Source organism: Hoeflea sp. 108 (genome assembly GCF_000372965.1).
Taxonomy (GTDB): domain Bacteria; phylum Pseudomonadota; class Alphaproteobacteria; order Rhizobiales; family Rhizobiaceae; genus Aminobacter.
The window spans coordinates 54,569-76,204 of sequence record NZ_KB890026.1 but is presented as its reverse complement, the minus strand read 5'-3'; the positions used below and the strand labels follow the sequence as shown (position 1 = coordinate 76,204).

28 protein-coding genes and 1 pseudogene are annotated in these 21,636 nt (G+C 59.4%); 11 read left to right on the top strand and 18 right to left on the bottom strand.

Annotated features, from left to right (window positions below; genetic code table 11):
* Positions 1-57: 57 nt before the first annotated feature.
* Together B015_RS0128345 and B015_RS0128340 are read right to left on the bottom strand one after the other, a co-directional pair.
* The gene (locus B015_RS0128345) at positions 58-2,211 is read right to left on the bottom strand and encodes an amylo-alpha-1,6-glucosidase (protein WP_018431152.1); all 2,154 of its coding nucleotides are present in this window, start codon (positions 2,209-2,211) and stop codon (positions 58-60) included.
* Between the two features lie 4 nt (positions 2,212-2,215).
* Positions 2,216-3,271 (bottom strand): glycosyltransferase family 4 protein, encoded by a 1,056-nt coding sequence (locus tag B015_RS0128340; protein ID WP_018431151.1) that lies wholly within the window; start codon positions 3,269-3,271, stop codon positions 2,216-2,218.
* Between the two features lie 157 nt (positions 3,272-3,428).
* Between B015_RS0128340 and B015_RS0128335 the strand changes: the two genes are divergently transcribed.
* The gene (locus B015_RS0128335) at positions 3,429-5,135 is read left to right on the top strand and encodes an HAD-IIB family hydrolase (protein ID WP_018431150.1); all 1,707 of its coding nucleotides are present in this window, start codon (positions 3,429-3,431) and stop codon (positions 5,133-5,135) included.
* A gap of 687 nt (positions 5,136-5,822) precedes the next feature.
* Here B015_RS0128335 and B015_RS0128330 read toward each other — a convergent pair.
* The 3 genes from B015_RS0128330 to B015_RS32865 all read right to left on the bottom strand — a co-directional run bounded on the left by B015_RS0128330 (position 5,823) and on the right by B015_RS32865 (position 7,434).
* Positions 5,823-6,779 (bottom strand): SDR family oxidoreductase, encoded by a 957-nt coding sequence (locus B015_RS0128330; protein ID WP_018431149.1) that lies wholly within the window; start codon positions 6,777-6,779, stop codon positions 5,823-5,825.
* Between the two features lie 17 nt (positions 6,780-6,796).
* Positions 6,797-7,102, bottom strand: coding sequence for a hypothetical protein (locus B015_RS0128325; RefSeq protein WP_018431148.1), 306 nt, complete (start codon positions 7,100-7,102; stop codon positions 6,797-6,799).
* 107 nt (positions 7,103-7,209) lie between these two features.
* Positions 7,210-7,434 (bottom strand): DUF2188 domain-containing protein, encoded by a 225-nt coding sequence (locus B015_RS32865; protein ID WP_081623595.1) that lies wholly within the window; start codon positions 7,432-7,434, stop codon positions 7,210-7,212.
* 585 nt (positions 7,435-8,019) lie between these two features.
* Here B015_RS32865 and B015_RS0128315 point away from each other — a divergent pair.
* A complete protein-coding gene (locus B015_RS0128315) occupies positions 8,020-8,514 on the top strand; it encodes a DUF892 family protein (protein WP_018431146.1) in 495 nt (164 codons plus the stop codon).
* Positions 8,515-8,577: 63 nt separating this feature from the next.
* A complete protein-coding gene (locus B015_RS0128310) occupies positions 8,578-9,636 on the top strand; it encodes a DNA topoisomerase IB (RefSeq protein WP_245262435.1) in 1,059 nt (352 codons plus the stop codon).
* Between the two features lie 85 nt (positions 9,637-9,721).
* Here the strand turns inward: B015_RS0128310 and B015_RS0128305 are convergent, their stop codons facing one another.
* The 3 genes from B015_RS0128305 to B015_RS31820 form a co-directional block, all read right to left on the bottom strand.
* On the bottom strand, positions 9,722-10,030 hold the full coding sequence (locus B015_RS0128305; protein WP_026227843.1) for a DUF1236 domain-containing protein: 309 nt from the start codon (positions 10,028-10,030) through the stop codon (positions 9,722-9,724).
* An 89-nt stretch (positions 10,031-10,119) separates the two neighbouring features.
* Positions 10,120-10,305 (bottom strand): hypothetical protein, encoded by a 186-nt coding sequence (locus tag B015_RS31825; RefSeq protein ID WP_018431143.1) that lies wholly within the window; start codon positions 10,303-10,305, stop codon positions 10,120-10,122.
* Between the two features lie 17 nt (positions 10,306-10,322).
* Complete coding sequence (locus B015_RS31820; protein WP_051092021.1) at positions 10,323-10,706, bottom strand: DUF427 domain-containing protein; 384 nt, start codon at positions 10,704-10,706, stop codon at positions 10,323-10,325.
* 148 nt (positions 10,707-10,854) lie between these two features.
* Here B015_RS31820 and B015_RS34110 point away from each other — a divergent pair, with 148 nt between their 5' ends.
* On the top strand, positions 10,855-10,977 hold the full coding sequence (locus B015_RS34110) for a hypothetical protein (RefSeq protein WP_267322476.1): 123 nt from the start codon (positions 10,855-10,857) through the stop codon (positions 10,975-10,977).
* Here the strand turns inward: B015_RS34110 and B015_RS0128285 are convergent.
* Positions 10,974-11,228 carry a hypothetical protein gene (locus B015_RS0128285; protein WP_157632949.1) on the bottom strand — a complete coding sequence of 85 codons (255 nt, stop codon included), beginning with the start codon at positions 11,226-11,228 and terminating at the stop codon, positions 10,974-10,976. The genes B015_RS34110 and B015_RS0128285 overlap by 4 nt on opposite strands.
* 323 nt (positions 11,229-11,551) lie before the next feature.
* Between B015_RS0128285 and B015_RS0128275 the strand changes: the two genes are divergently transcribed.
* Positions 11,552-11,965 (top strand): HD domain-containing protein, encoded by a 414-nt coding sequence (locus B015_RS0128275; RefSeq protein ID WP_018431139.1) that lies wholly within the window; start codon positions 11,552-11,554, stop codon positions 11,963-11,965.
* Positions 11,966-12,053: 88 nt separating this feature from the next.
* On the opposite strand, the gene B015_RS31810 is transcribed toward B015_RS0128275, so the two are convergent.
* From B015_RS31810 to B015_RS33735, 3 genes are all read right to left on the bottom strand, one after another.
* Positions 12,054-12,446: a DUF305 domain-containing protein gene (locus B015_RS31810; protein ID WP_051092027.1), complete on the bottom strand. Its 393-nt coding sequence runs from the start codon at positions 12,444-12,446 to the stop codon at positions 12,054-12,056.
* Positions 12,447-12,836: 390 nt separating this feature from the next.
* A complete protein-coding gene (locus B015_RS33690; RefSeq protein ID WP_018431137.1) occupies positions 12,837-12,977 on the bottom strand; it encodes a hypothetical protein in 141 nt (46 codons plus the stop codon).
* Positions 12,978-13,101: 124 nt separating this feature from the next.
* A complete protein-coding gene (locus B015_RS33735; protein ID WP_210162995.1) occupies positions 13,102-13,482 on the bottom strand; it encodes a hypothetical protein in 381 nt (126 codons plus the stop codon).
* Here B015_RS33735 and B015_RS33685 point away from each other — a divergent pair.
* Entirely contained in the window at positions 13,472-13,882 is a 411-nt protein-coding gene (locus B015_RS33685) for an HK97 gp10 family phage protein (protein WP_018431135.1), read from the top strand. The two genes, B015_RS33735 and B015_RS33685, sit on opposite strands and share 11 nt — an antisense overlap.
* 249 nt (positions 13,883-14,131) lie before the next feature.
* Here the strand turns inward: B015_RS33685 and B015_RS31800 are convergent, their stop codons facing one another.
* Positions 14,132-14,698 carry a hypothetical protein gene (locus B015_RS31800; protein WP_018431134.1) on the bottom strand — a complete coding sequence of 189 codons (567 nt, stop codon included), beginning with the start codon at positions 14,696-14,698 and terminating at the stop codon, positions 14,132-14,134.
* 83 nt (positions 14,699-14,781) lie between these two features.
* On the opposite strand from B015_RS31800, the gene B015_RS0128245 reads away from it, so the two are divergent.
* Entirely contained in the window at positions 14,782-15,231 is a 450-nt protein-coding gene (locus B015_RS0128245) for a MucR family transcriptional regulator (RefSeq protein ID WP_018431133.1), read from the top strand.
* A gap of 140 nt (positions 15,232-15,371) precedes the next feature.
* Here the strand turns inward: B015_RS0128245 and B015_RS34190 are convergent.
* Both B015_RS34190 and B015_RS0128240 read right to left on the bottom strand, forming a co-directional pair.
* Positions 15,372-15,800 (bottom strand): annotated as a pseudogene (locus B015_RS34190) (DnaT-like ssDNA-binding protein).
* 21 nt (positions 15,801-15,821) lie between these two features.
* A complete protein-coding gene (locus B015_RS0128240; RefSeq protein ID WP_018431131.1) occupies positions 15,822-16,079 on the bottom strand; it encodes a hypothetical protein in 258 nt (85 codons plus the stop codon).
* A gap of 47 nt (positions 16,080-16,126) precedes the next feature.
* On the opposite strand from B015_RS0128240, the gene B015_RS0128235 reads away from it, so the two are divergent.
* A complete protein-coding gene (locus B015_RS0128235; protein ID WP_018431130.1) occupies positions 16,127-16,375 on the top strand; it encodes a hypothetical protein in 249 nt (82 codons plus the stop codon).
* A gap of 146 nt (positions 16,376-16,521) precedes the next feature.
* Positions 16,522-16,692 carry a hypothetical protein gene (locus B015_RS33470; RefSeq protein WP_157632948.1) on the top strand — a complete coding sequence of 57 codons (171 nt, stop codon included), beginning with the start codon at positions 16,522-16,524 and terminating at the stop codon, positions 16,690-16,692.
* Between the two features lie 100 nt (positions 16,693-16,792).
* On the opposite strand, the gene B015_RS32845 is transcribed toward B015_RS33470, so the two are convergent.
* The gene (locus B015_RS32845; RefSeq protein ID WP_245262434.1) at positions 16,793-17,050 is read right to left on the bottom strand and encodes a hypothetical protein; all 258 of its coding nucleotides are present in this window, start codon (positions 17,048-17,050) and stop codon (positions 16,793-16,795) included.
* Positions 17,051-17,429: 379 nt separating this feature from the next.
* Between B015_RS32845 and B015_RS0128220 the strand changes: the two genes are divergently transcribed.
* The gene (locus tag B015_RS0128220) at positions 17,430-19,508 is read left to right on the top strand and encodes an ATP-dependent helicase (RefSeq protein ID WP_026227841.1); all 2,079 of its coding nucleotides are present in this window, start codon (positions 17,430-17,432) and stop codon (positions 19,506-19,508) included.
* 579 nt (positions 19,509-20,087) lie between these two features.
* Here the strand turns inward: B015_RS0128220 and B015_RS0128215 are convergent.
* Together B015_RS0128215 and B015_RS0128210 are read right to left on the bottom strand one after the other, a co-directional pair.
* A complete protein-coding gene (locus tag B015_RS0128215; protein ID WP_018431126.1) occupies positions 20,088-20,585 on the bottom strand; it encodes an RES domain-containing protein in 498 nt (165 codons plus the stop codon).
* Positions 20,586-20,593: 8 nt separating this feature from the next.
* A complete protein-coding gene (locus B015_RS0128210) occupies positions 20,594-20,944 on the bottom strand; it encodes an antitoxin Xre/MbcA/ParS toxin-binding domain-containing protein (RefSeq protein ID WP_018431125.1) in 351 nt (116 codons plus the stop codon).
* Between the two features lie 340 nt (positions 20,945-21,284).
* Between B015_RS0128210 and B015_RS34105 the strand changes: the two genes are divergently transcribed.
* The gene (locus tag B015_RS34105; RefSeq protein WP_018431124.1) at positions 21,285-21,419 is read left to right on the top strand and encodes a hypothetical protein; all 135 of its coding nucleotides are present in this window, start codon (positions 21,285-21,287) and stop codon (positions 21,417-21,419) included.
* Positions 21,420-21,636: the final 217 nt, after the last annotated feature.

The following is a 21,636-nucleotide window of genomic DNA, read 5'->3' as shown; positions in this document are numbered from 1 at the left end:
TGACCCGAACCTCAACTCATCCCCGGAGGATCAGTTCCTCCCAGGAGTTGGATTTGATCAACTGCGGACGACGAGAGGCGCTCGTCCTTCGTCCCTGGCATCGAGGAAGCACGCAACGCGGTCGCCAACGCGCTGGAAATGCACGTCCACTTCGACATTGCCGACTCTCAATCGTCGGATGGTCAGAGTATCTATGCCGATTGGCAATCTTGGACGGCTTACCCGGATTTCGCTTTCGAAGCCGTCGACTTCCAGACCCAGACACGCCTGCATGAGCATGAATGCCGAGCCCGAAGACCATGCCTGGGGAAGGCACGCGACGGGATAAGCGACCGGTGCTTCGCCAGGTGACCGCGTGAATCCGCAGAACAGTTCCGGCAGCCGCATGTTGAAGTGCACGGCGGACTCGAAGGTACCGCTCATCAGTCTGACCACGCTGTCGCGTTCACCGTATTGCGCCATGCCCGCGCCGCAGATCGCGGTATCGTGCGGCCATATCGAACCATTGTGATAGGACATCGGGTTGAATGGGGTCTCGTCGTCTGCGAGCGTTCGAACGCCCCACCCGGTTTGGAACGCCGCTGTCTGCAGGGCCTCGGACAGCTGCCGGGCACGGTCCTTTGACGGCAGACCGACGTAAAGCAGGTGCCCGGCATTGGAGGCACGCACCTTGCAGGGACGACCCTCGCCGTCAATGGCTATGGCATAGTAGCCGCGGTCTTCCATCCAGAAGACGCGCTCGACGGAGGCACGCATTCGCTCGGCGTTGTCTTCCCAGTTCTTCGCCAGATCGCTTTCTCCACGCCGGGCGGCCAACTGGGCCAGGCCGCGATAGGCTGCAAAGACATATCCCTGGACCTCCACCAGCGCGATCGGTCCCTTGGGAATACTGCCATCGGCGTGGAAGATCGCATCGGAACTGTCCTTCCATCCCTGGTTGGACAGTCCGGTCTCGGAGGCTCTCTTGTAGGCAACGAGACCTTTGGGATGCTGTGCCTGCATGGCATCCATCCAGCCGGCCGCCGCCCGAAGTGATGGCCAGAGCTGCTCGATGAAGGCCATGTCGCCTGTACGCTTCGCATAGGCGCTCGCGAGGTAGATGTAGAGTGGAGTGGTGTCCACGCCACCATAATAGCGGCCGAACGGCAGCTCTCGGAGTGCCGCCATCTCGCCTTTGCGGGTTTCATGCATAATCTTTCCGGGCTGGGAATCGCTGAACGCTAGGGTCTCGGTCGCCTGATGCAGAGCAAGGAATGCGAGAACGCCCTTGGCGAGGCCCGGATTGAGCCACAGCATCTGGAGGGCCGAGATGACACCGTCCCTACCAAATGCGGTCGAGAACCAGGGGATGCCGGCGTAAGGATAAGGACCCGTCTGCAGTTCGGTCGTCAAAAGAGCGATGTCGGCGCGAGCGCGAGACATCCAGTCGTTGAAGACCCGGCCCGAACTATGAAGTGTCGCGCCGTGCCGACGCTTGGCACGCATCCGCCATCGAGCATGTGCAGCAGCCGACCGATAGCGTTCGCGGCTCGGCCGTTCGACGTTGCTGGTGCCAACTTCGATGAACAAGGAAAAGCCGTCATGGCGGGGGAGAGCAATGCGGAACTCGGCGCTTCCGGCGCTCAGCTGGACCGGTTGTTCGGAGAACGAGATCACCGACTGCCGGACCAGGGTGTCCAGACCTTCATATTTGAGCAACACGTGACCAGCCGATGTCTCGCTTGCAAATGTCTTGCCGCGTTTGGGTCTCGTGCTGCCGCGGACTTCGAACATGTCACGAAAATCGGCATCGAATTCGAGCGACAGGGGCATCTGCATATCCCGTTCGCCGTAGTTCCACAGCCGGATGCGTTCATACATCCGATCCTGCCACAGCAAGCGCGAGCGCTCGATGTGGATTACGCCCTGGGGCACGTGCTCCATCGGCATGTTGGTCAGATTTGCCGTGAAAATGATGTTGTCCTGGCTGAGGGATGCTCCCAGGAGCGAGGGCTCGCGGCCTCCGACCGTCAAGCGAAACAGGGACAGAACGCGGGTATCGTCGCGAAAGAAGCCGTCGCCGCGGCCTTGGATATCGCCACGGTCGTTGGTGACGACAAAGCAATCTCCGTCTTTCAGGGCAAACTGTCGATGTGGAGCCCTCGGGGGCGTATCGTCGAGGGTGGCAAGGGCTACCGCGGGGTCGAGATGGCGTTCGTCGAGCTGGGCCATGTTTTCAATTCCCGGATCGGTCATGCAGGGCGAGGAGTTGCGCGTATGCGTTGGCATAGTCTCGCGCCATGCGTTCGGCCGTGAAGCGGCGTTGGAACGTGGCACGGACCGTCGAACGGTCCAGTTTGGCAACACGATGAACCGCTTCCACGGCGGCTTCGATGCTATCGACTATAGCTCCGGTGAGGTTCTCGTCCACGATCTCCGGCATCGCGCCATTGTCCCAGGCGACAACTGGCGTACCCACCGACATGGCTTCGATTACGGCCAATCCAAAGGGTTCCGGCCAGTCTATCGGGAACAGCAGAGCTGTGGCGTTGCCCAGGAATTCGTCCTTCTGGCTTTCATCGATCTCCCCGACGAACTCCACGCTGGAGCCGTCGATCAGCGGCTCAATCTTGTCTCGAAAGTAGCTTCGGTCGTCATCGCCGATTTTTGCCGCGATCTTGAGCGGATAACCACTTCGGATCGCGATCTCGATAGCCCGATCAGGACGCTTGTCGCGCGACAGCCGCCCCAGGAACGCCAGGTACTTGCCTGAGCCGGCCCATTCGACAGAGCCCGGTGCTCGTGATGGCAGACCATGCTGGACCGTGGCGAGCCAGTTCGCGTCAGCGAGAGGATATCGCTGACGGTCCGAGATGGAAATCAATGGGAACCGGGGCCAGTGCTTGTAGGCGCTTGGAAGATCCCGATAGTCGAGACGGCCATGCGGGGTGGTAACCGTCTTCCATGCCATGTCCTCAAAGAACGGGAAGTGGAGAAAATGGCTGAGATGGAAGTGGATGATGTCGAAGTCCCCAGCGCGGCGGCGGACTTCATGCAGCGCAGACAGATGCGCCGCGATTGCCGAAACCGGGAACGAGGGATCGAGGCGCAAGGCGCAATCTCGCGTCGCCACCAACTCGGCACGCGTCTCGGATTCGGCGCTGGCAAAAAGCGTCACCTGATGTCCGAGATCAACGAGGCCATCGCTCAGGTAGCTGATGATCCGTTCCGTTCCGCCGTATAGCCGGGGAGGCACGCTCTCGTAGAGCGGCGCAACCTGGGCAATTTTCATTGGTTTTCCTGTCGTCGTTCATTCACACGCCGCCCTTGGGAAAATCCCTCCGAACGGCGATGGTTCCAGATTTTTCCATGGAGTTTCCACGCGGAGGGCAGGGAACGAACAGGTGGCTGGGTGGTTAACCCACATCCTGAAACGAGTATGTGATCCGATGTATGCATTGGCACTGGCCACCGACTATGACGAAACCCTTGCCGATCATGGCTGCGTGTCTGCAGATACGCTTGAGGCTATGGGCAAACTGAAGGAATCCGGGCGCAAGCTGCTGCTCGTAACCGGGCGGGAGCTGCCCGATTTGCAACGCGTCTTTCCCGAGCACGAGATTTTCGACAGGATTGTCGCCGAGAACGGGGCTTTGCTCTACGACCCGGCAACTCGTAAAGCGCGGTCGTTGGCTCCAGCGCCATCGGCGGCATTCGTCTCCAGGCTGCGAGAAAGAGAGGTCGTACCGCTATATGTCGGGCAGACCATCGTAGCCACCCTGGTCCCAAACGAGGCTATCGTCCTGGACGAAATCCGCAAACTTGGCCTCGAGCTCAAGATCATCTTCAACAAGGGTGCGGTGATGGTGCTGCCCAGCGGAGTGAACAAGGCGAGCGGCCTTGCCGCTGCACTGGAGGAACTAGGCCTTTCCGCGCACAATGTCGTCGGGATCGGAGATGCGGAGAACGACCACGCCTTCTTGCAAGCTGTCGGTTACGGTGTCGCTGTCGCCAACGCCTTGCCGACTCTGAAGGAAACAGCGGATGCCACGACACGAGCAGCCCGGGGGGCTGGTGTCGCGGAACTTGCCGCCAAGATCCTCGAAAAAGATGCCGAGCTCATGACCTGCTCGAGGCAGCGGATACACGTCGGTGCCGATCGGGCCGGGGTGCCGGCTGTCATTTCACCCTATGGCGGCGGCAGCCTTATTTCGGGAACGTCCGGAATCGGTAAGTCCACGCTGGCAACGCTGTTGACGGAGCGCTTCGTCGAGAAGGGCTACCAATTCTGCGTACTCGATCCCGAAGGCGATTACAGTCATCTCGACAATGTCGTGGTTGTGGGCGACGCTAATGCGCCACCTAGCATTCGCGAGGTCATGGACCTGCTCGATAGTCCTGCGACCAACGTCGCTGTCAACATGCTTGGCCTCAAGACCGACGAGAGGCCGGACTATTTCGCCAAGCTTCTTCCGGAGCTTGGCTCGCTCAGGGCGCGAAAAGGTCGCCCGCACTGGCTCGTAATCGATGAGGCGCATCATCTTATGCCGGCGGCGCGAGTTGGAAACTCCTTTGCCTTGCCCAAGGACCTTCCGGCAACCGTACTGGTGACGGTGCACCCCAATCTGATCTCGAAGGACGTGCTGCAAAAAGTTGAAACGGTCATGGCGCTTGGGGCGGATGCCAGCCAGATCCTTGCCACATGTTCCGAGGCTGTCGGCATCGATCCTCCAAAGTGGTCAGACGAACCAGCTCAGCAAGAAATCCTGTTCTGGAATCGCACCACCGAACAGCCGGTGCGGAAGATTAAGGTAGACAGGCCAAAACAGGCGAGAACGCGGCACAAACGCAAGTATGCAGAAGGCGATCTTGGAGACAGCAGCTTCTATTTCCGCGGTGTCGATGGTGCGCTCCGATTGAAAGCCCAGAACCTGATGATGTTCCTGCATATCGCCGAAGGTATCGACGACGCGACCTGGGAACACCACCTCAGGAGCGGGGACTATTCGAAATGGTTCCGCGATCAGGTCAAGGACAAGGAACTCGCCGCCGAGGCCCACGCTATCGAACGCAACGAGAAACTGGAGCCGGGGGAGAGTCGCGACGCGATCGCACATGCCGTGCAGAGCCGCTATACGGGAACAAGCTTGGCATAGCTCGGTGCTTGTTCCGCTGATCGTTTGCCTAGAAGTCAGTCGGCAAAAAAAGCCCGCCGGCGGCACCTACGGCAAGATACAGCCTGCATGTCAAGCGCTCCCCGGTTTTTCAGCTCATCTGCCAGATGATAGTACCTAGGGCGGCCAAGATAACCATGATGTAAAGAACTTCTTCGACGGTCATGTCGCATCTCCGACGACCTCCGACTGATCGCCTCCTTCAGACCGTAACTCGGCATTAACCGTTGGGTTCCGACGAAGGCCGCAGCAATGCAGCGTCTTCTCGGGAACGAAAACCCGCAACCCGCGTTGCGATATCCTGGGGGCTGGTCTCTCGGTCGCCCCTCGTGATGAAGGCCCATTGGTAAGCTCACCAACTCGATGGGCCTTCAGCCTCTTCAGCCTTGGAGCAGGATCTTGCTGAGACCGCTCGTGAAAGAAATCTCCCTCTGAAGCGCGTTTCCGCATCCTGAAGGAAATCGGCACCGCGGTCGCCGGCGCCAGGTAAGAGCACTCAACTGGCGGTTTGCTCCTTCAAGGGGCAATTGCGTCCAGCTTAGATTTCCCTTTAGCGGTCGATGAGCGCAACTGCCTCGCCAGGCTTGTCGCTATGATGTTTGATCATGATCGGACCCTCCGTCTCGCCTTCGGCAAACGGCTGGAAGCCCCATTCGATCCCATGTGGCTTCAGTATCCGCCAATTACCGGCAGGATCTCCCCGGTGATGTAGCTGGAACAGTGGGGTGATGCGAGGAACACATATGCGGGTGCGATCTCTTCGGGCTGCGCGGGCCGCTTCATCGGTGTTTTCGCCCCGAAGGTCGAGACATCCTGAGGCTCCTTGTCGGACGGATTGAGCGGTGTCCAGACCGGTCCCGGTGCCACGGCATTTACCCGGATGCCCTTGTCCACCAAGTTGGCGGCAAGCGCCCTGGTAAAGGCATGTATGCCACCCTTCGTCATTGAATAGTCGACAAGTTCCTTGCTGCCGCGAATGCCTGTCACCGACCCTGTGTTGATGATCGCCGAACCCGGCGGCATGTGTTCGATCGCCGCCTGGCTCATGTGGAAATAGCCGTATAGGTTGGTCTTGATCGTCGTGTCGAAATGCTCTTCGGTCAGGTCGGCGAAGTCACTGGAATGAATCTGGAACGCGGCGTTGTTGACGAGAATGTCGAGCCGGCCGAGCTCCCTGACGGTTTCCCTGACCGCCTTGCGCGACACGTCTCTGTCGGCGATGTTGCCGGGTAGCAGCAAGCACTTTTGCCCCTCGGCCTCCACTTCCTGCCTGGTGCGCTCTGCATCCTGGTGCTCACTCAGATAGCTGATAGCGACATCGGCGCCCTCGCGAGCGAAGAGAACAGCTACGGCTCGCCCAATGCCGGAATCCCCCCCGGTGATGAGCGCCACCTTGCCGGCCAGCTTCTCCGAGCCCTTGTAGTAAGGAGCGTCGTAGAGGGGAGCAGGTTCCACCAGGCTTTCATGGCCCGGTTTAGACAGTTGTTGCTTCGGGAATGGAGGAACCGGGTAGAGCCGTGCCCCGGCTTGCATCGGCGGAGCCTCGATCTCCATCTTCGATTTGTCGTCCGATTGAACTTTCCGTTGGATCGTTTGTTGCTTCGTCGCTTCGGATCGCGCCGACATGGCCTACCTCCAGATGTTCAATGGGCCTCTCGGCGCTTTCTGGTAGCGGCGGCCTTCTTGGCCGAAGCCGAGCGGGCGGCCGCCGAGCGTCGGCCAGATGCCTCTCCCCCCAATTGACCACCTTTCTTTGCGGACACATTGGTGTCTAGCTTTCCGCGGCCCGATCCCGACTTGTTGCCGCCGCCGGAGTCTTTGTTGACCGTCGCCCACGCCCGCATTTCGGCCTCGTCTTCGGACACACCACGGTCCGTGTAGCTATCCTCGATATGCTCGGCCTTGCGTTTCTGTTTGTCGGTGTATTTGTCTTTGTCGCCGCGCGGCATGTCTGCCTCCTTTGTCGGTAAGTTCGACAAACACCTCAGACGGCGATCCGTTCCGGGCAAGGCGTGATTGTGATCGCGAGGCGACAGGCCGACATCTGAGGGCCCTGTCACGGAAGAGTTCGGCCGTACACGCGCTCCTCGCGGATGGAACCGTCCAGACGATGAAGGATTGCCCTGCATCGCTTGCCTTGAGCGAGGGTCAAACGGCTTGCCTTGACCGCTGCGTCCCATCCCTCCTTCTGCGTGGGATGAGTAGAAAGGATTTCTCCGCCCTCCTTGACGCGCCAGCCTTGCCTGCAAGGAATGGTATGGAACGTATGTTGGCTGTTCATTGAAGCCTCCCATGCACCTTGCTATCGAAATGACGTTCGGTGGGCTCGGGTTGCAGGCGACGGAAATTGTGATCGACAGTATCAGCTGTGGGCAGCGCGCTTCCTTCGCGCTATCCGATCCTTCCGCGCCATGTGAGCATCGTGTCTTTGTCGCTCCGGCGAAGCCAGGAGGCCCCGCGGTTCGGCAACGAGCTCGAAATCGTCCGGTATGCTGTCAATGAACTCACGGCCGATGCGATAGCTACAGTAGCCGAAGAGCAGTAAGGCAACGAAACGCAACATACGACTTCCCCTTGGTTGTGTTTTTCGAACGCCGTGGGAGCCTCGGTCGTTCCGGGGCTCGGAAAAAAAGCGCTACGGATCGGACGGGGTAGATGCTCGTCTGCCTGTTCGTTGGCCAGGAGGAGAAACCGGGAAAAAGACCTTCTGTTCATCGTACCGTCAGGTCCGGTTGACACGATCCGTAGCGAACATTGAACGCGGCTGCGGGCTGAAGGTTCAGCAGTCGATTGGCTTTTGCCTGAGGGAACCATCTCCCCTTTGATCCATTCCCTCCGTGCCAATCCTGGCAGGAGGACCCCGCAGATGAAGACGTTGGCTGAGATTTTCGAGCACACGCTCGAGGACATGTACTTCGCCGAGAATGCGATCACCAAAGCGCTACCAAAAGTGGCCAACGCCGCCAAGGATGCCAAGCTGAAGAAGGCGGCAGAGGACCACCTTGAAGAGACCAAGGGGCAAATCAAGAAGCTCGAGCAGGTCTTCAAATCCATCGGCAAAAAGGCGACGGGCACGAAGTGCGATGCGATCGAGGGCCTGATCAAGGAGGCCGACGGATTGATGAAGGAAGCCTCGGGCACAGCGCTCGATGCTGGGCTGCTGGCCGCCTGCCAGGCAGTCGAGCACTATGAAATATCGCGATACGGTTCGCTGCGCGAGTGGGCCAAGGACCTCGGCCACGAAGAGGCGCACACCCTTCTCAGTGAGATTCTCGACCAGGAGAAGGCAACTAACAACAAGCTGACAAGCCTGGCAGTAACTGCGATCAACAAGACCCCACCGTCGGCTCGGGCTGCCTAGAGGGTGCCGCAGAAATGAGGATAGGGCGGCCGGCGAATGCCGGCCGTGAGGTCATTTACGACAGTGGACAATCATCGCCAACTCCCGAAGATCACGGCGACTGCCGCCTCGTTGCGATACGTGAATGACGGAGAGCTTGGCCTTGCACGTCGCCGCTCCGGCAAGCATTTCCGCTACGTGACCGCCAACGGACAAAGGCTGACAAATGCCGGCGATATCGATCGAATCGATGCCATAGCGGTCCCGCCGGCCTGGACCGACGTGTGGATTTGTCGGGATTCGACAGGTCACATACAGGCCACAGGCCGCGATCTGCGTGGTCGCAAGCAATACAGATATCATCCTAAATGGTCAGAGACCCGTGATCAGGCAAAGTTTGCCAGCCTCGGCGATTTCGCCAAGGCTCTCCCACGTTTGAGACGACGCGTTCACAGGGATCTGGGAAAACGCGGCCTTCCGCGTGACAAGGTCCTCGCCGCGGTCGTCTGGCTACTGGACAACGCGATGATCCGGATCGGCAACGTCACTTATGCCCGTGACAATGGGAGCTTCGGACTGACGACACTCCGCACGCGCCATGTCGAGATTGAGGGAGAGAAACTCAAATTCGCATTCAAGGGCAAGTCGGGCAAGGAATGGCTGGTGAGGCTGAGCGACAGACGAATTGCCCGGGTCGTCAAGCAAATTCAGGAATTGCCGGGCCAAAGCCTGTTTCAATACGTCGAGGAAGAAGGCGGCACACGAACGGCTGTCAGTTCCGACGAGGTCAATGATTACATCCGAGAGGCGGCCGGCGAACAGTTTTCATCGAAGGATTTTCGAACCTGGGGAGGAACCGTTCGGGCTTTGGCGCTCTTTGCCGAACGACCTCTTCCAGAAGCCAAACGGGCGGCAGTGCTTGCCTGCAATGAGGTAATCGATCAGGTAGCACATCATCTCGGCAATACCCGAACTGTATGCCGGAAGGGCTACATCCACCCAGGCGTAGTTGAAGCCTGGTCTGCCGGGAAGCTGCAGTCTCAGCTTGGTTCTGTACGGAACAGAGGCAGCGCATGGATGGAGCAAGACGAGACCAAAGCAGCTAAGTGGCTGGCACGGCACGCAGACAGGGCCGGGCGCTGAGAATGCTTCGGTTGTTGAGGAGGATTTGCTTGGGCACCCACGATATAGGGCCCAGCCGGACATGGATGGGCCCTATATCCGTCTGCTATTGGATGATTTGAACGATCTTGCGCGTACCGGGGTCTACCAGCACGGTTTGGTTGTCGATGACGACATAGCTGTAGCTCGCGCCAAGATCAGGGGCATCCAGAGGCGTAATCTCTACCACGTCGGGGATGACAGCACCCACGGCGATCTGGAAATCCGGCGGGGGTTGAACAGGTTGAACGGGGTGCGCGATGACATACTCGCGCACGATGGTCTGCTGGGCTGGCTCAAGGACGAGCGTCTGGGCGTACAGTCCCGAAGTTGTGAGAGCCAGTAACAGTGCAGTGCTCGAAAGTCGCAACATCATGTCGGTCTCCATTGCTGGACATGGGTGGGTAACAACTGACTTCGGAGGAGGTTCCTTGATTTTTCGCGACAACAATTGCTCTGCCGAAATCAGCTTTCGGCCTTCCAAGTCTTTGCCAGTTCCTCCAGCCTTGCCTTGTCATGGCCATATCGGCGAACCAGCTCCTGAGCCTGCAAGGGCGACAGGTCGCTCGTCTCGACGAGATGGAGGACGAGTTCGTCATCGGTGGGCAGCGCTGGCGCTGAGGTGAGCACGCGGCTTCTTGGGGCGTTCATGATTACAATCCTTCACATCATATAGGCATGTCGGCGGGCGTGGGCTGTGGCCTCGCCGATATCGCCTCTATCCGAGCAAGTTCTGGGTTGAAGGCACCGTGGTTGGCTAGCAATTCCACCCCAGGTTCAGGATCCAAGTAGGCCCACATGAAGTCCTGTGCGGCGGCGCCACAGGCTGACACACGCCAGAAGTGAGCTGCACCCCAGCCGACACGGTAGACTGTTCGCTCCATGGCCGTCAGGAAGTCGAAATAGACATCTTCGAACGGGACGTAGAAGACATCGCCTTCCCCATTGACGCAGAGCATCTTGGCTTGGGTGCTGGACGCGATGATTGCATCCGAAAAAATGATTGTCACCGTCCCGTCGAACGGAACGATCTTCGAGTGTAGCGATAGCACGGCTGTTCTCCTTCACTCAGAGCTTTGCGCGATGTGGGGCTCAACCCGCGAACGTCCCGACAATTCCCATGGGCCCGACAATGGTGTGGTCCTTTGGAACGGAAAAGCTCCTGCGAGATTGACCCTGACGCAGAAGGAACTCAAACGGATGAAGGACCACAACGTTCAGCGAGGTCTTGCGAAAACCGTCCGGCAATATGCCGTCATGCTCGTCGTATTATCGGTTTCCTTCGCCGCCCTCTATCTGGTGCTAGCAGCGCTGGTGCTCTAGGCACGCCGAGGGGTCGAATGCTCTGCCTGAGCATGTCGAAGATGGTCGTGCAACAGGCTGATTTCGGCCCAGCCAAACTGTTCTCCAGATTGTGTGACTATGCTCGCTGCCTGTTGTTGCCTTGCAGATGGGACGGCAACGGCATGGCGGATCGCCTGCGAGAGGTAGGGAAAGAAAGTACCGTGATTGAAGCGGTTTTCGTAGAACGTCGCCGGTTCGTTCAGGTCGACCTGTTTTCCGTTGATCAGCATGGGAGCCTCCATTTGGATCATTCTGTGGTTGTTGTCCCTTCCAGTGGAAGCCACTTGCCGAGCTTACCCCGCATGGCCGACTGGTCAGCTGTTCTTGTCGGGACGTAGGCAAACCGCCGCGATGCCGACTGGTTCCGTCGAGGGCGATCACGATCGGGCCGGAGTTTTGGTGTGTTCAGTCAACGATTGGGGAGGCGATATGCTCGCCGACAAACATCCAATTTGCGACATTTCGGTCGGTTCCCGGCGGGGAGAAGGCGTGAAATTGTCGGAACTGGAATCGCCATTGCGCCGTTGAGTCTTCAATTTGCCGGGAGAGCATCATGTCGAAGCTTGAAACCGCCATCTGCCTTGCAGCTAGAATCCACGAGGGCCAGTTGGACAAGAATGGCGATCCCTACATCTTGCATCCCTTGCGCGTCATGCTGGCGCAGGATGACGAATTGAGCCGGATCGTCGGCGTGCTTCATGACGTTGTCGAAAAGAGCGATCTGACCCTTGGCGACCTCGTTGTCCAAGGTTTTCAGGATGAGGTGATCGGTGCGGTCGATTGCATGACCCGCCGGCGGAACGAAGACTACTTCGACTTCGTCAAGCGTGCCGCCAGCAATGCTCTAGCGCTACCGGTCAAGCTTGCAGATTTGCGCGACAATCTACGAGCTAGTTCGGCCGATGGCGATGCCGAACGCCGCGACCGCTACGAGAAAGCTCTGGCACTATTGGGATGCAGATCATGAGCCGTCATGAAACCATTCGGGCCCGACCATCCGGTGGTCTCGCCAGACGACCTGACGGCATTGCTGCGGAGTGGCACGGCGTCAGCGTCTACCTTGCTGTCCCGTGGACCCTCTGAAGCATTGTCTTCATCTGATCGATCTCCGCGCGCTGTGCTACGATGATTCGGTCGCAGAGGTCTTTGATCTGTCTATCGACAATCCCTGCTTTGCGGCACATCAGGATCGCGCCGGAATGATGCGGGATCATCGAGCGCAGGAATTGCTCGTCGCCGACATAGCGCTGGCCGCGGATGAATATTAGGGAAACGATAAAGATAGAGATCAAGCCGACATAAAGTACGGCATTGAGCGCCCGTCGTTGGTACATATGTCCCATGGTCGCGAGCATCAGCAGGGCCATCGGCGCCAACATCGTCAACGTCATATAGACCATGTTGATGTTATTGTAGAAATCCGCGCTTGTATCGATCATCGCAAACATGATCAATGGCGCTCAGCACCAAGTTGAAGGCCAATCCGAGATATGGCGTCCTCATGAGGATTTCTCCTATCGACGGTCTAAATCTGCCAAACGCAAACGATGCAACCTGTTGCATGTTCCTGCCTAGATCCTTCGAGTCGCTCGTCTATTCTTTTGTTTTTCGGGCGAAAGAGCATCGAATCCGGAACCAATCGGGTCCTCGCCTGTTGGGCGGTGCCCGCGACCCCTCAGGCGCGCGGGCACTGGCGTGCAGGCCACTCAGGTTGTGGCCTTTGGGCGCCGGGACGGGAATGCCGGATTACTTCCGCCGCATACGCTCCGCAGGGACCGCGAGTGTCGTTTACCGGATGGCGGGAGCACCGCACATCGAGGTCGGTGAGGCACGATGCCTCATTTGCCGGCCGCTACCTGGGTAGCTTCCTTGGTGGGGCCGGGACGGTGCGCCAGGTCCACTATTCCCAATGTGAACATCGCGATGACCGCGAAAGCCAGGGCGGCAAGTGCCACGTACACGCCCGTGTTGCTGTTCATCGGACTATCTCCTTAGATGACCGGAATCAACAGTCTGCACGCCAGAGAGTTCCCTTCACCCAATCGACCGCTCAAACCGGCGAGAGGAATACATGCCCCGAAGACGTAGTCCTGAGGCTCAAATCTACCGCCGCTGATATGGGCTGAAGGTGTGGCTCAAGGCTCGCAAGGTGCAACTCGCCAGGGAGCCAATGTGCCAGGGTTGCAAGGCCACAGGCAGGGTCACGCCGGCCACCGTGGTCAACCACCGCAAGCCGCACAAGCGCAACTGAGTGTCTGTGCTCCACACCATGACGGGCTGATCCAGCGAGAAGAAGTAAGAGGACATCAGATCGGTAACACGGCTGACGGAAGGATGCGAGCCTGCGGCGCGCATCGGCCAGATGCCGGTGATAGCGTTCCTGCTCGCTCTCGAAGTTGCCGATCGCGTGACGGAAATGCTCCTGGTCGCGTCACGGGCCACCAGTGTGTAGGTCGCACCGGGGGCACCGGCGATGTTGGTCAAGCAAGCCGCCCAGGAGTTGGTGTCGCAACTGAACCAGCTTGCGCCAGTTGATACGGGCTTCCTCCGGGCGTCGCTTATGGCGCCGACAGACGCGATGCCAACGCTGTCGCGGGCCAACCCCAGCGTTGCGGTGCCGGCGGACTTGGGTGACGTGATCCTGGTCATCAACGGCGCCGACCTCGGGGACATGATCTACCTCGGCTGCTCCCCCGTTGGTGTCGGGACATTTGAGAGCGATCGGTTTGGGTTTGTCGACTTGGTCGATTGGGTTCTGAGACTCGAGGTTCAGGCCATCCAGGGCGCCGGCGATGTCACCACGCTCCAGACGCTCAAGAATCCGGCGCAAGACGCCCTGCGACCTGATATCCTCAATCGCCTCCATGAAGGCAGCACGCAATAGAGGCTCGAACTGGCTGGCGAGGATTTCCAGCCGCTGCCTAGGCGTCAGAGGAACAAGCATCGGGGAACCATCGTTGTGGTCAACGGGTTGGTCGATCTCAAAAGGAGATCGGACCCGTGACCAAACATGTGAAGACGGAGAAGCGGCCTAAGCCCAAGCCAGATCCGGCGAAAGAGAAACCCGTTAGGGATACTCGCGACAATCCGGCACAGAACCCAGACACGCCTGCTCGCGAAGAAGTCGAAGAAGTCAGGCGCAACTTGAAGCCCTAAGCCGCCCGCGCGCCTTCCACTCTACGACCGTTTTCGGGATAAGCTGTTCTACCCGCTCGCGAGGTGATAGGCGTTTGAGCATTAAGACAAGCGAATGCACCATCAATGACGATGCAATTTTTACTCGCGCTAGCACTGGTGGCGTATTTGATTGCAAGTGCGGCCTATTCCTAGGCGGCGCACGACGCCTTCCAAACCACGACGTTCCTGCCGGCGGAATCGGTGTTAGGTTCGTGATGGCACGTTCAGCGCCATCAATGACTAGCTTGTCGGTGATCTGGGGTTCAACCTCCGGCATCGCCAACGTCACCATGTCGCCGGCCTGGACGATCAGTACGCCATTCTCGTAGCGTTGGTGCAGTCTCTTGGCCGTTGCCGACAGTGGCCAAGTCGCGAGAGTCTCCACTCCCGGCGTCCATTCGTCCGGCCACGGTGCTGTGGTGACGCGCTTCAACTGGACGATACCGTGCCCTAACCCGCCTTCGTGTTCAGGCGCGAGAAGTTCCCACGCCATGTCTGCCATCTCGTCGTAGAAGCCGACCATCAGAGCACCAACATTTTTGCTTTCGCAGGAACGAAATCTCGGCTACCCGAATTTCAGCGGGGAGATATAGCCGGAGAAATCTAATGACCGAAGTATTGTCCAAACCGAATGATCAGCTGATTGAGCTGACCGCCGACATCGTATCGGCCTATGTTTCCAATAACCCCATTCCCGCCGGGGATTTGCCAGGTTTGATTGCCCAAATTCACACGAGCATCAGCACTCTGGTCGCTGCAGCAGTCCCAGCGGAAGTACCGCCGACGCCGCGGGTCCAAATCAAGAAGACAATCACGCCCGACTATCTCATCAGCCTTGAGGACGGAAAGCATTACAAGACGCTGAGGCGCCACCTATCGATCCGTGGGCTTACTCCGGATCAATATCGCGCCAAATGGGGCCTGCCCGCAGACTATCCGATGGTAGCCGCCAAATATGCCGCACAGCGTTCACAGCTGGCGAAGGAACTCGGCCTTGGTCGCAAGCCTGCCGAGAAGACGCCTGCGAAGCGAGCCCCGCGGAAGACCAAGGCATAGGACAAGCCCTACTGATGATGCGGGCGCTGGCCCCAGTGGCGGGGACCAGCAGGCACTACACCCGCAGCAAATCTACCGACGCGCTGGCCGGCGTGAGGATGCACCGCAGGGCGTCTTCCATGGCCATCAAGTCAGACCGCCTAGCATCGGGCGACATGGAACCCGCCCTCTGATGCAGAGAAGAACTCTCGCTCGATGCCCTCGACCTTCTGTCGCTTGGCCACCCTGCCCGGCGTTACCGTCGGCGATGAAGAGCCCGGCCGCTGCAGCTCGGCTAGTGCAAGCTCATAGGCCGCGCTGACGACCTGAGCCAGGATTTCATCATCCGGGATGTCCTCACCGGCTCAGTGGTCTCGTGCGCCCGTTCGCGGCCATGCTAGGGCCTGCACACGGACCCCGGTCTTTCGGCCGGGGAACTGTCCCCCATAATGGCCATCAAGCGCAGCGGCGGCGCGTACAAGGGCGGCGTTGCGCTTGGCATCGGTGACGCCGGTAGCAACCCAGGCCGAATTGTCCCAATCGGCGTGATAGGCCGTGGCCCCTGCGAGGGTTCCGTAGATATCGGCCATGATCGTCCCTCGAGTTGGCGCCTACTCGCTGGCCGCCTGGGCGTTCAGTTCGTTGAACTGTGCGATCAGCTTCTCGCGGCCGGTGAAGTGGCGCGGACCTGACGCAGCAACGGGACGGCTAGCATCACCTGGGAGACCGATGGTCACGAGGAATCCGAATCTCCCAAACTCCGAATAACGGCCGGCGAGCCGGCTTCTCCATACTGATTTGAAGGAACCATACGCGGTGCCGCCAAGGTATCCGGTGACGAAGTTATGCTGCTTGTCGGTCAGCGCCATTGGTGCTTTACCTGTGGTTGCTTTCACACATTGGAAGGGAGCTTCTTATGAACAGCCGTTTTGAGGCCGTGAATCTGGACGAGCCTGCAGAACTTTCGTTCAAAGAAAAGAAGGGGCAAACACTTGCCGCAATCGACATGATCCCGTTCGCGAGCTTGTCAGCTGCGCTGAAGTATGCCGTCGAGACTATGCACGATAGCCATCGGCCGCGCTGCATGATCACGACGCGATCTGGAAGCGTCCATCACTGGAGCGAGATCGCTGCGCTGTGCGAACACGTTAAGATCGCACGGTAGCAAAATTGCTTGGCCGCTCGCTTCTCAAAGTATCGCGGGAGGCTTGAGCGATAGGTCAGCTCTTGGCAAACCACAGAAGCGGAGCGGGCCGGCGCCGCTTTAGGCAACCGGCCCTTAAGGGGGCAGGCAACCGCAATGTGCGGTCGATGTGCGAGTTAGCTGTCGACCGCGAGACGCCAAGCGGTCAGCGGCTGGTTGGCAACGGCGTAGGCCACAGCGTGGGCGTCACGACATCGCGTCTCGTGTCGACGCTCGGCGACGATGAACGCGTCGACCGGCGCCACATCGGGCAGCACGTGGACATAGACGGCAGGTGACGCGCTGTGGAGACCGTCGAAACGGCCAGCGCCGACGCCGCATGCTGAAGAAGATGGCAGCCGCAAGCATGGCGGGGCCGTCGTGCTGGACAATGGCAAATCAGTCGTGCTTCCGGCAACCATCAAGGCCAGCACGTTGAAGGAAGGTGAAAAAGTCCTGATCACCTACACAGACACCGCCGGCAACCGCGCCCGCTTGTCCTTGGTGAAGTTCGTCTCGTCCGCAGCGAGAATGCGGGCGTTCGGGTAGAGCGCCAGGAATTCGCGCGCGACCCTGCGCGAGGCAGTGACCGGGGACCGTCAGCATCGCCTTGGCAATCAGGCCGAGCCGACGTTGCTCCATGATCGCGGCGGCCATGGTCATCGTCTTCCCGGACGCCTGCACGTCACACCCTGCTTGCCCAGTTTCCTCGCAGTATTGCGGAACCCCACCCGCAAACCGCGAAGAGCGGAGGTCGCAAGGGCGCGTGTCGGAAACTGAAACAATGAGTGATTTCGGGCGCGGCGGAGCTTCCCTTGCGGGGGACAGCTCGCGAGCGGCCCCCTTGAATGCGCATGGGCGGCATGGCGGAGGAATGCGCGCCAATGTGAGGCAGAGTCATTAGAAAGCACATGATGTCTGCAAGATGATCGCCTTGATCCGCGCCGCAGAGACTTCGCCTTGCGAATCTCCGTGGCGGCCACCAAAAGCCGTCGGAAACATTGCGAACGAAACGGAAACAATGCTTCATGGCTCCATGAACGTCGCTATCCGTGATTCGACCGAAGAACCCATCTACCTGTCCAAACTGAATGACGGGCAGCGGCTTGCGGCCATGTACGGCGACGGAGCCATCTCTGGCCCCCTCCTCATTATTGCCGGCGCTGGATCGGGCAAGACCAACACGCTCGCCCATCGCGTCGCACATCTCATTGTGCGGGGGGCAGATCCGCGACGCATCCTTTTGATGACCTTTTCCCGTCGGGCTGCAGTCGAGATGGGCAAACGCGTTGAGCGCATCGCCGCCGACGTTCTAAAAGAACGCGCAGCGAGCCTCACGGAAGGTCTCACCTGGACTGGCACTTTCCACGCAATTGGCGCACGATTGCTAAGAGACTACGCACGGGAAATCGGCTTGGAGCCCAGCTTCACGATCCATGATCGCGAAGACTCCGCCGACCTCATGAACCTGGTGCGGCACGAACTCGGTTACTCGGAGACCGAGAACCGTTTTCCCACCAAGGCCACGTGCCTTTCGATCTACTCGCGTGCGGTCAACTCTCAAGAGCGGCTGGAGGCGGTCCTGGGCAGCTATTTTCCGTGGTGCGTCGCCTGGAGCGACGAGCTGAAAAAGCTGTTCGGTGCTTACGTCGAGGCCAAGCAGGCCCAAAACATCCTCGATTACGACGACCTGCTTCTCTACTGGTCCCAGATGGCCGGCGAGCCGGAGATCGCGGCGCATCTCGCCTCGCGTTTCGACCACATCCTCGTCGATGAGTATCAGGATACGAACGTGCTACAGGCAGCAATCCTGACTGCTATCAAACCGGACGGCCGCGGCCTGACTGTTGTTGGTGATGATGCCCAGTCGATCTATTCGTTCCGTGCGGCAGAAGTCCGCAACATCCTCGACTTCCCTACCCTGTTTCCCGAGCCGGCCGAAGTCGTCACGCTCGACCGGAACTATCGCTCGACCGACGCTATTCTGAATGCAGCTAACGCTGTCATCGGCGAAGCGACCGAACGCTTCACCAAGAACCTCTGGACCGAACGGACATCTCAGGAAAAACCGTTCATCGTTAGCGTACCCGATGAAGCGGAGCAGGCAAGCTACATTTGCGACGAAGTCCTGAAGGAGCGAGAAGCCGGCTCGCTTCTCAAGGAACAAGCCGTCCTGTTTAGGGCCGCCCATCATTCAGGACCGCTTGAAGTCGAGCTCACCCGTCGCAACATCCCATTCGTCAAATTCGGCGGCTTGAAGTTCCTCGATGCAGCCCACGTTAAGGACGTGCTTGCCGTGCTGCGCTTTGCCCAGAACCCTAGGGATCGCATAGCCGGGTTTCGAGTGATGCAATTGATGCCTGGCATTGGTCCTTCCGCAGCCACTCAGGCGATCAACGGCATGGAAGAGGCTCTCGACCTGGAACTGGGGCTGGCGAGATTCGTGCCGCCGGCACGCGCCGCTGCCGATTGGCCCGGGTTCGTTGATCTTTTTTCAGAGTTACGGCGAGGCCCAGGCTGGCCCACGGAAATGGAGCGAGCCCGGCTGTGGTATGAGCCACACCTCGAGCGGAAGCACGAAGACGCAACGACTAGGCGGGCAGACCTTCTCCAACTCGAGCAAATTGCTTCAGGCTACCCAAGCCGTGAGCGGTTCCTCACAGATCTGACCCTGGATCCCCCTTCTGCCACGAGCGACGAGGCTGGACCTCCTCATCTCGACGAAGACTATCTTATCCTATCGACGATCCATTCCGCCAAGGGTCAGGAATGGACCAAGGTCTTCGTGCTCAACGCTGTCGACGGCTGCATCCCGATCGACCTGAGTGCTGGCGAGCGCAAAGAGATCGAGGAAGAACGCCGACTGCTCTACGTCGCCATGACCCGGGCTAAGGACTCACTGCATCTCATCACACCGCAGCGCTTCTACACCTCCGGCCAGGTCGCGCGTGGCGACAGGCATGTTTATGCCTCTCGGACCCGTTTCATTCCGGCGCACTTGCTCGATCACTTCAAGTCAACGTCGTGGACGAGCCAATCGTATCGTCATGACCAAGGCGCTAGGCCCCGAACATCAGTCGACATCAAAGGCAAGATGCGTTCGATGTGGAAGTAGCGGTCATGAGATCTAATTTGACTGGCCATCGAGTCGGCTCACATAGATAGGTAGCGCAAGAAGCCCGGACATTCAGATGTCCTGGCATTCTCGATTCAGTGTTGGCCTGGAAGAGCACGATGCTGTCAAACCATTCGTGCCGATCACCCGTGACCCCTTACTGCCTAGACAGTGTGCGGAAGGAGTGATCCTGCTCCTCTGTCATGCCCCTCCCAGTCAACGGGTCAAGAAAAGCGCCTGCTCTTCGTCACGCTGCATTTCTTGGGCGAGGGAGCTGTTGCCGAGGTTGCGCATAACGCGCATGCGCTGTCACCTCCCGTCTTGTCACTTGCCGAGCGCCCCGTAAGGGGCCGGCAATGCGAAGCCGTCCTGGCCTTTGATCCCCCACTTGGTTTTGGGTTTCGTTCCCTTGCTGGAACCATGATTCCACAGGCGGCAGCAGATGAAGAAGCTCTTCGCACTTGCGCTGCCAGGCTATGGCGCCCAATGCCTGCGACGACGAGGACGGACGGATAGAGACGTTTGCGCCGTTGTGCTCAGCTGGCCTTTTTCATGTCGATAGGACGGTCCGCGCCGAGGCTATCGCGACAGTCGACCTTCGTCGTCGATCAGCGTCAGCCGGCAGTGTGCCGCATCGCTCCATGTCCAAAGGACGAGGTTGGCGTCGTCTCGGGTGGCGCCGGGCGCGAAGCTTCTTACGATCATTCCATGATAGCCGGCAGCAGTGAGCCGCCCGGCGAAGGCTTGCGTCTTCGCTTCCCCGGATACCTTCATCTGGTCGCGCCATGTGTGGTCGGCGAGGCTCGCATCGTCCATGCCTTCGGCGTGCAGGGCGACATCGTCCCGCGTGTCGAAAATGCGTTCGAACGCCGCATCGTAGGAGACAAGCGTCGTCGGTTGCAGTGCACCAGCCTGATTGGCTTCGCGCAGCGCCGTGACGATCGACAACGACGTATAGAGTGCCGGCGTCCCCTTTCGGTTGAACCGGCCTCCGTAGAGCTCGGCGCCGCGCCCCGACATCGGTTCGCGCGCATAGATCGGGTTGAGCGCCCGGTAGAGTGTCCCTCGAAACTTCATCGGCCAAATTAGGCGTGAACGCCGGCGTCGACCGCGTCGATATAGTCGAGGACCTCGTCGGCGCGACCGTCGCGGACGAGCTGCATCGCCGTGAAGCCCGAAAAGCCGGGCAGAGGTTCCGACCGATACCAGGCATAGGCCATCAGGGCGGAGCCAAACCGGGGTTCGACCTTGTTGACGATCTCGGTCATTTCCCGGAGGCGTCGCTGCGTCTTGTCCGAGCGAATGCGGTCCTTCCGCTGGATAGCGTCCTTCCCGAGCCCTACGGTCCGGGCGATCTCTTCGCTTGTGGTGTGCAGGGCACTGGCAATTTTGCGTGGCGAGAAAAGCCCGCCATCGGCATATTGGGCGAGACCCATCTCGCAAATCTCCATTCGATCAGCCATTGATTATGACACAATATAGCGTCAGAAAATGCGGACTTCAATAAGATTGGGGAAAGGATGGGAGAGGGAAAAGGGTAAAGCATCCTGCTCGCAGATCGGGCAGGCTGGTGACGCTGGCGCTCAAGCGCGCCGCTCGCGATCCCGGCCCGTCGTCCTGCGCAGGGCTGTCAGCCCCGCTTGTCCGGCCAGGCAGGGATGCTCGGCCGCAGTTGCATCGGCCCGCCCGCTCCACGGGACGGAGGGGGTCTTCGGGAAGAAGACGGAAAAAGGACCGGTGCAGGCTGAGTCCGCAATCCCCTAAAGGAGCAACACCATGCATCTCATGAAGGTCGATCCGCGTGCGCTGAAGGACAATCCCGACCGCGCACGTCAGACGAAGTCCAGCCCGCAGGCGGATGCGCTGCTACTGGCCACGATCAAGGCCGTGGGCGTCGCAGCGAGTTGGTGAATATGCCTTGCTGGCGTCGACCCAGGTCCCCGAGGGAGGGTTGTTTGACCAGCTGGCGAACGGGCTCGACCACAAGAATGTGCAACGCCTGCGGGACGCATGGCCGATGCTAAAGGCAGCTCAGCAGCTTGCGGCGTATACGCGAGCACAAGCAAGACAGGATTGGGTGGAGGATCTCGTACCGAAATCTCGCCAGCAGCCGGTTATTCGGCAATGA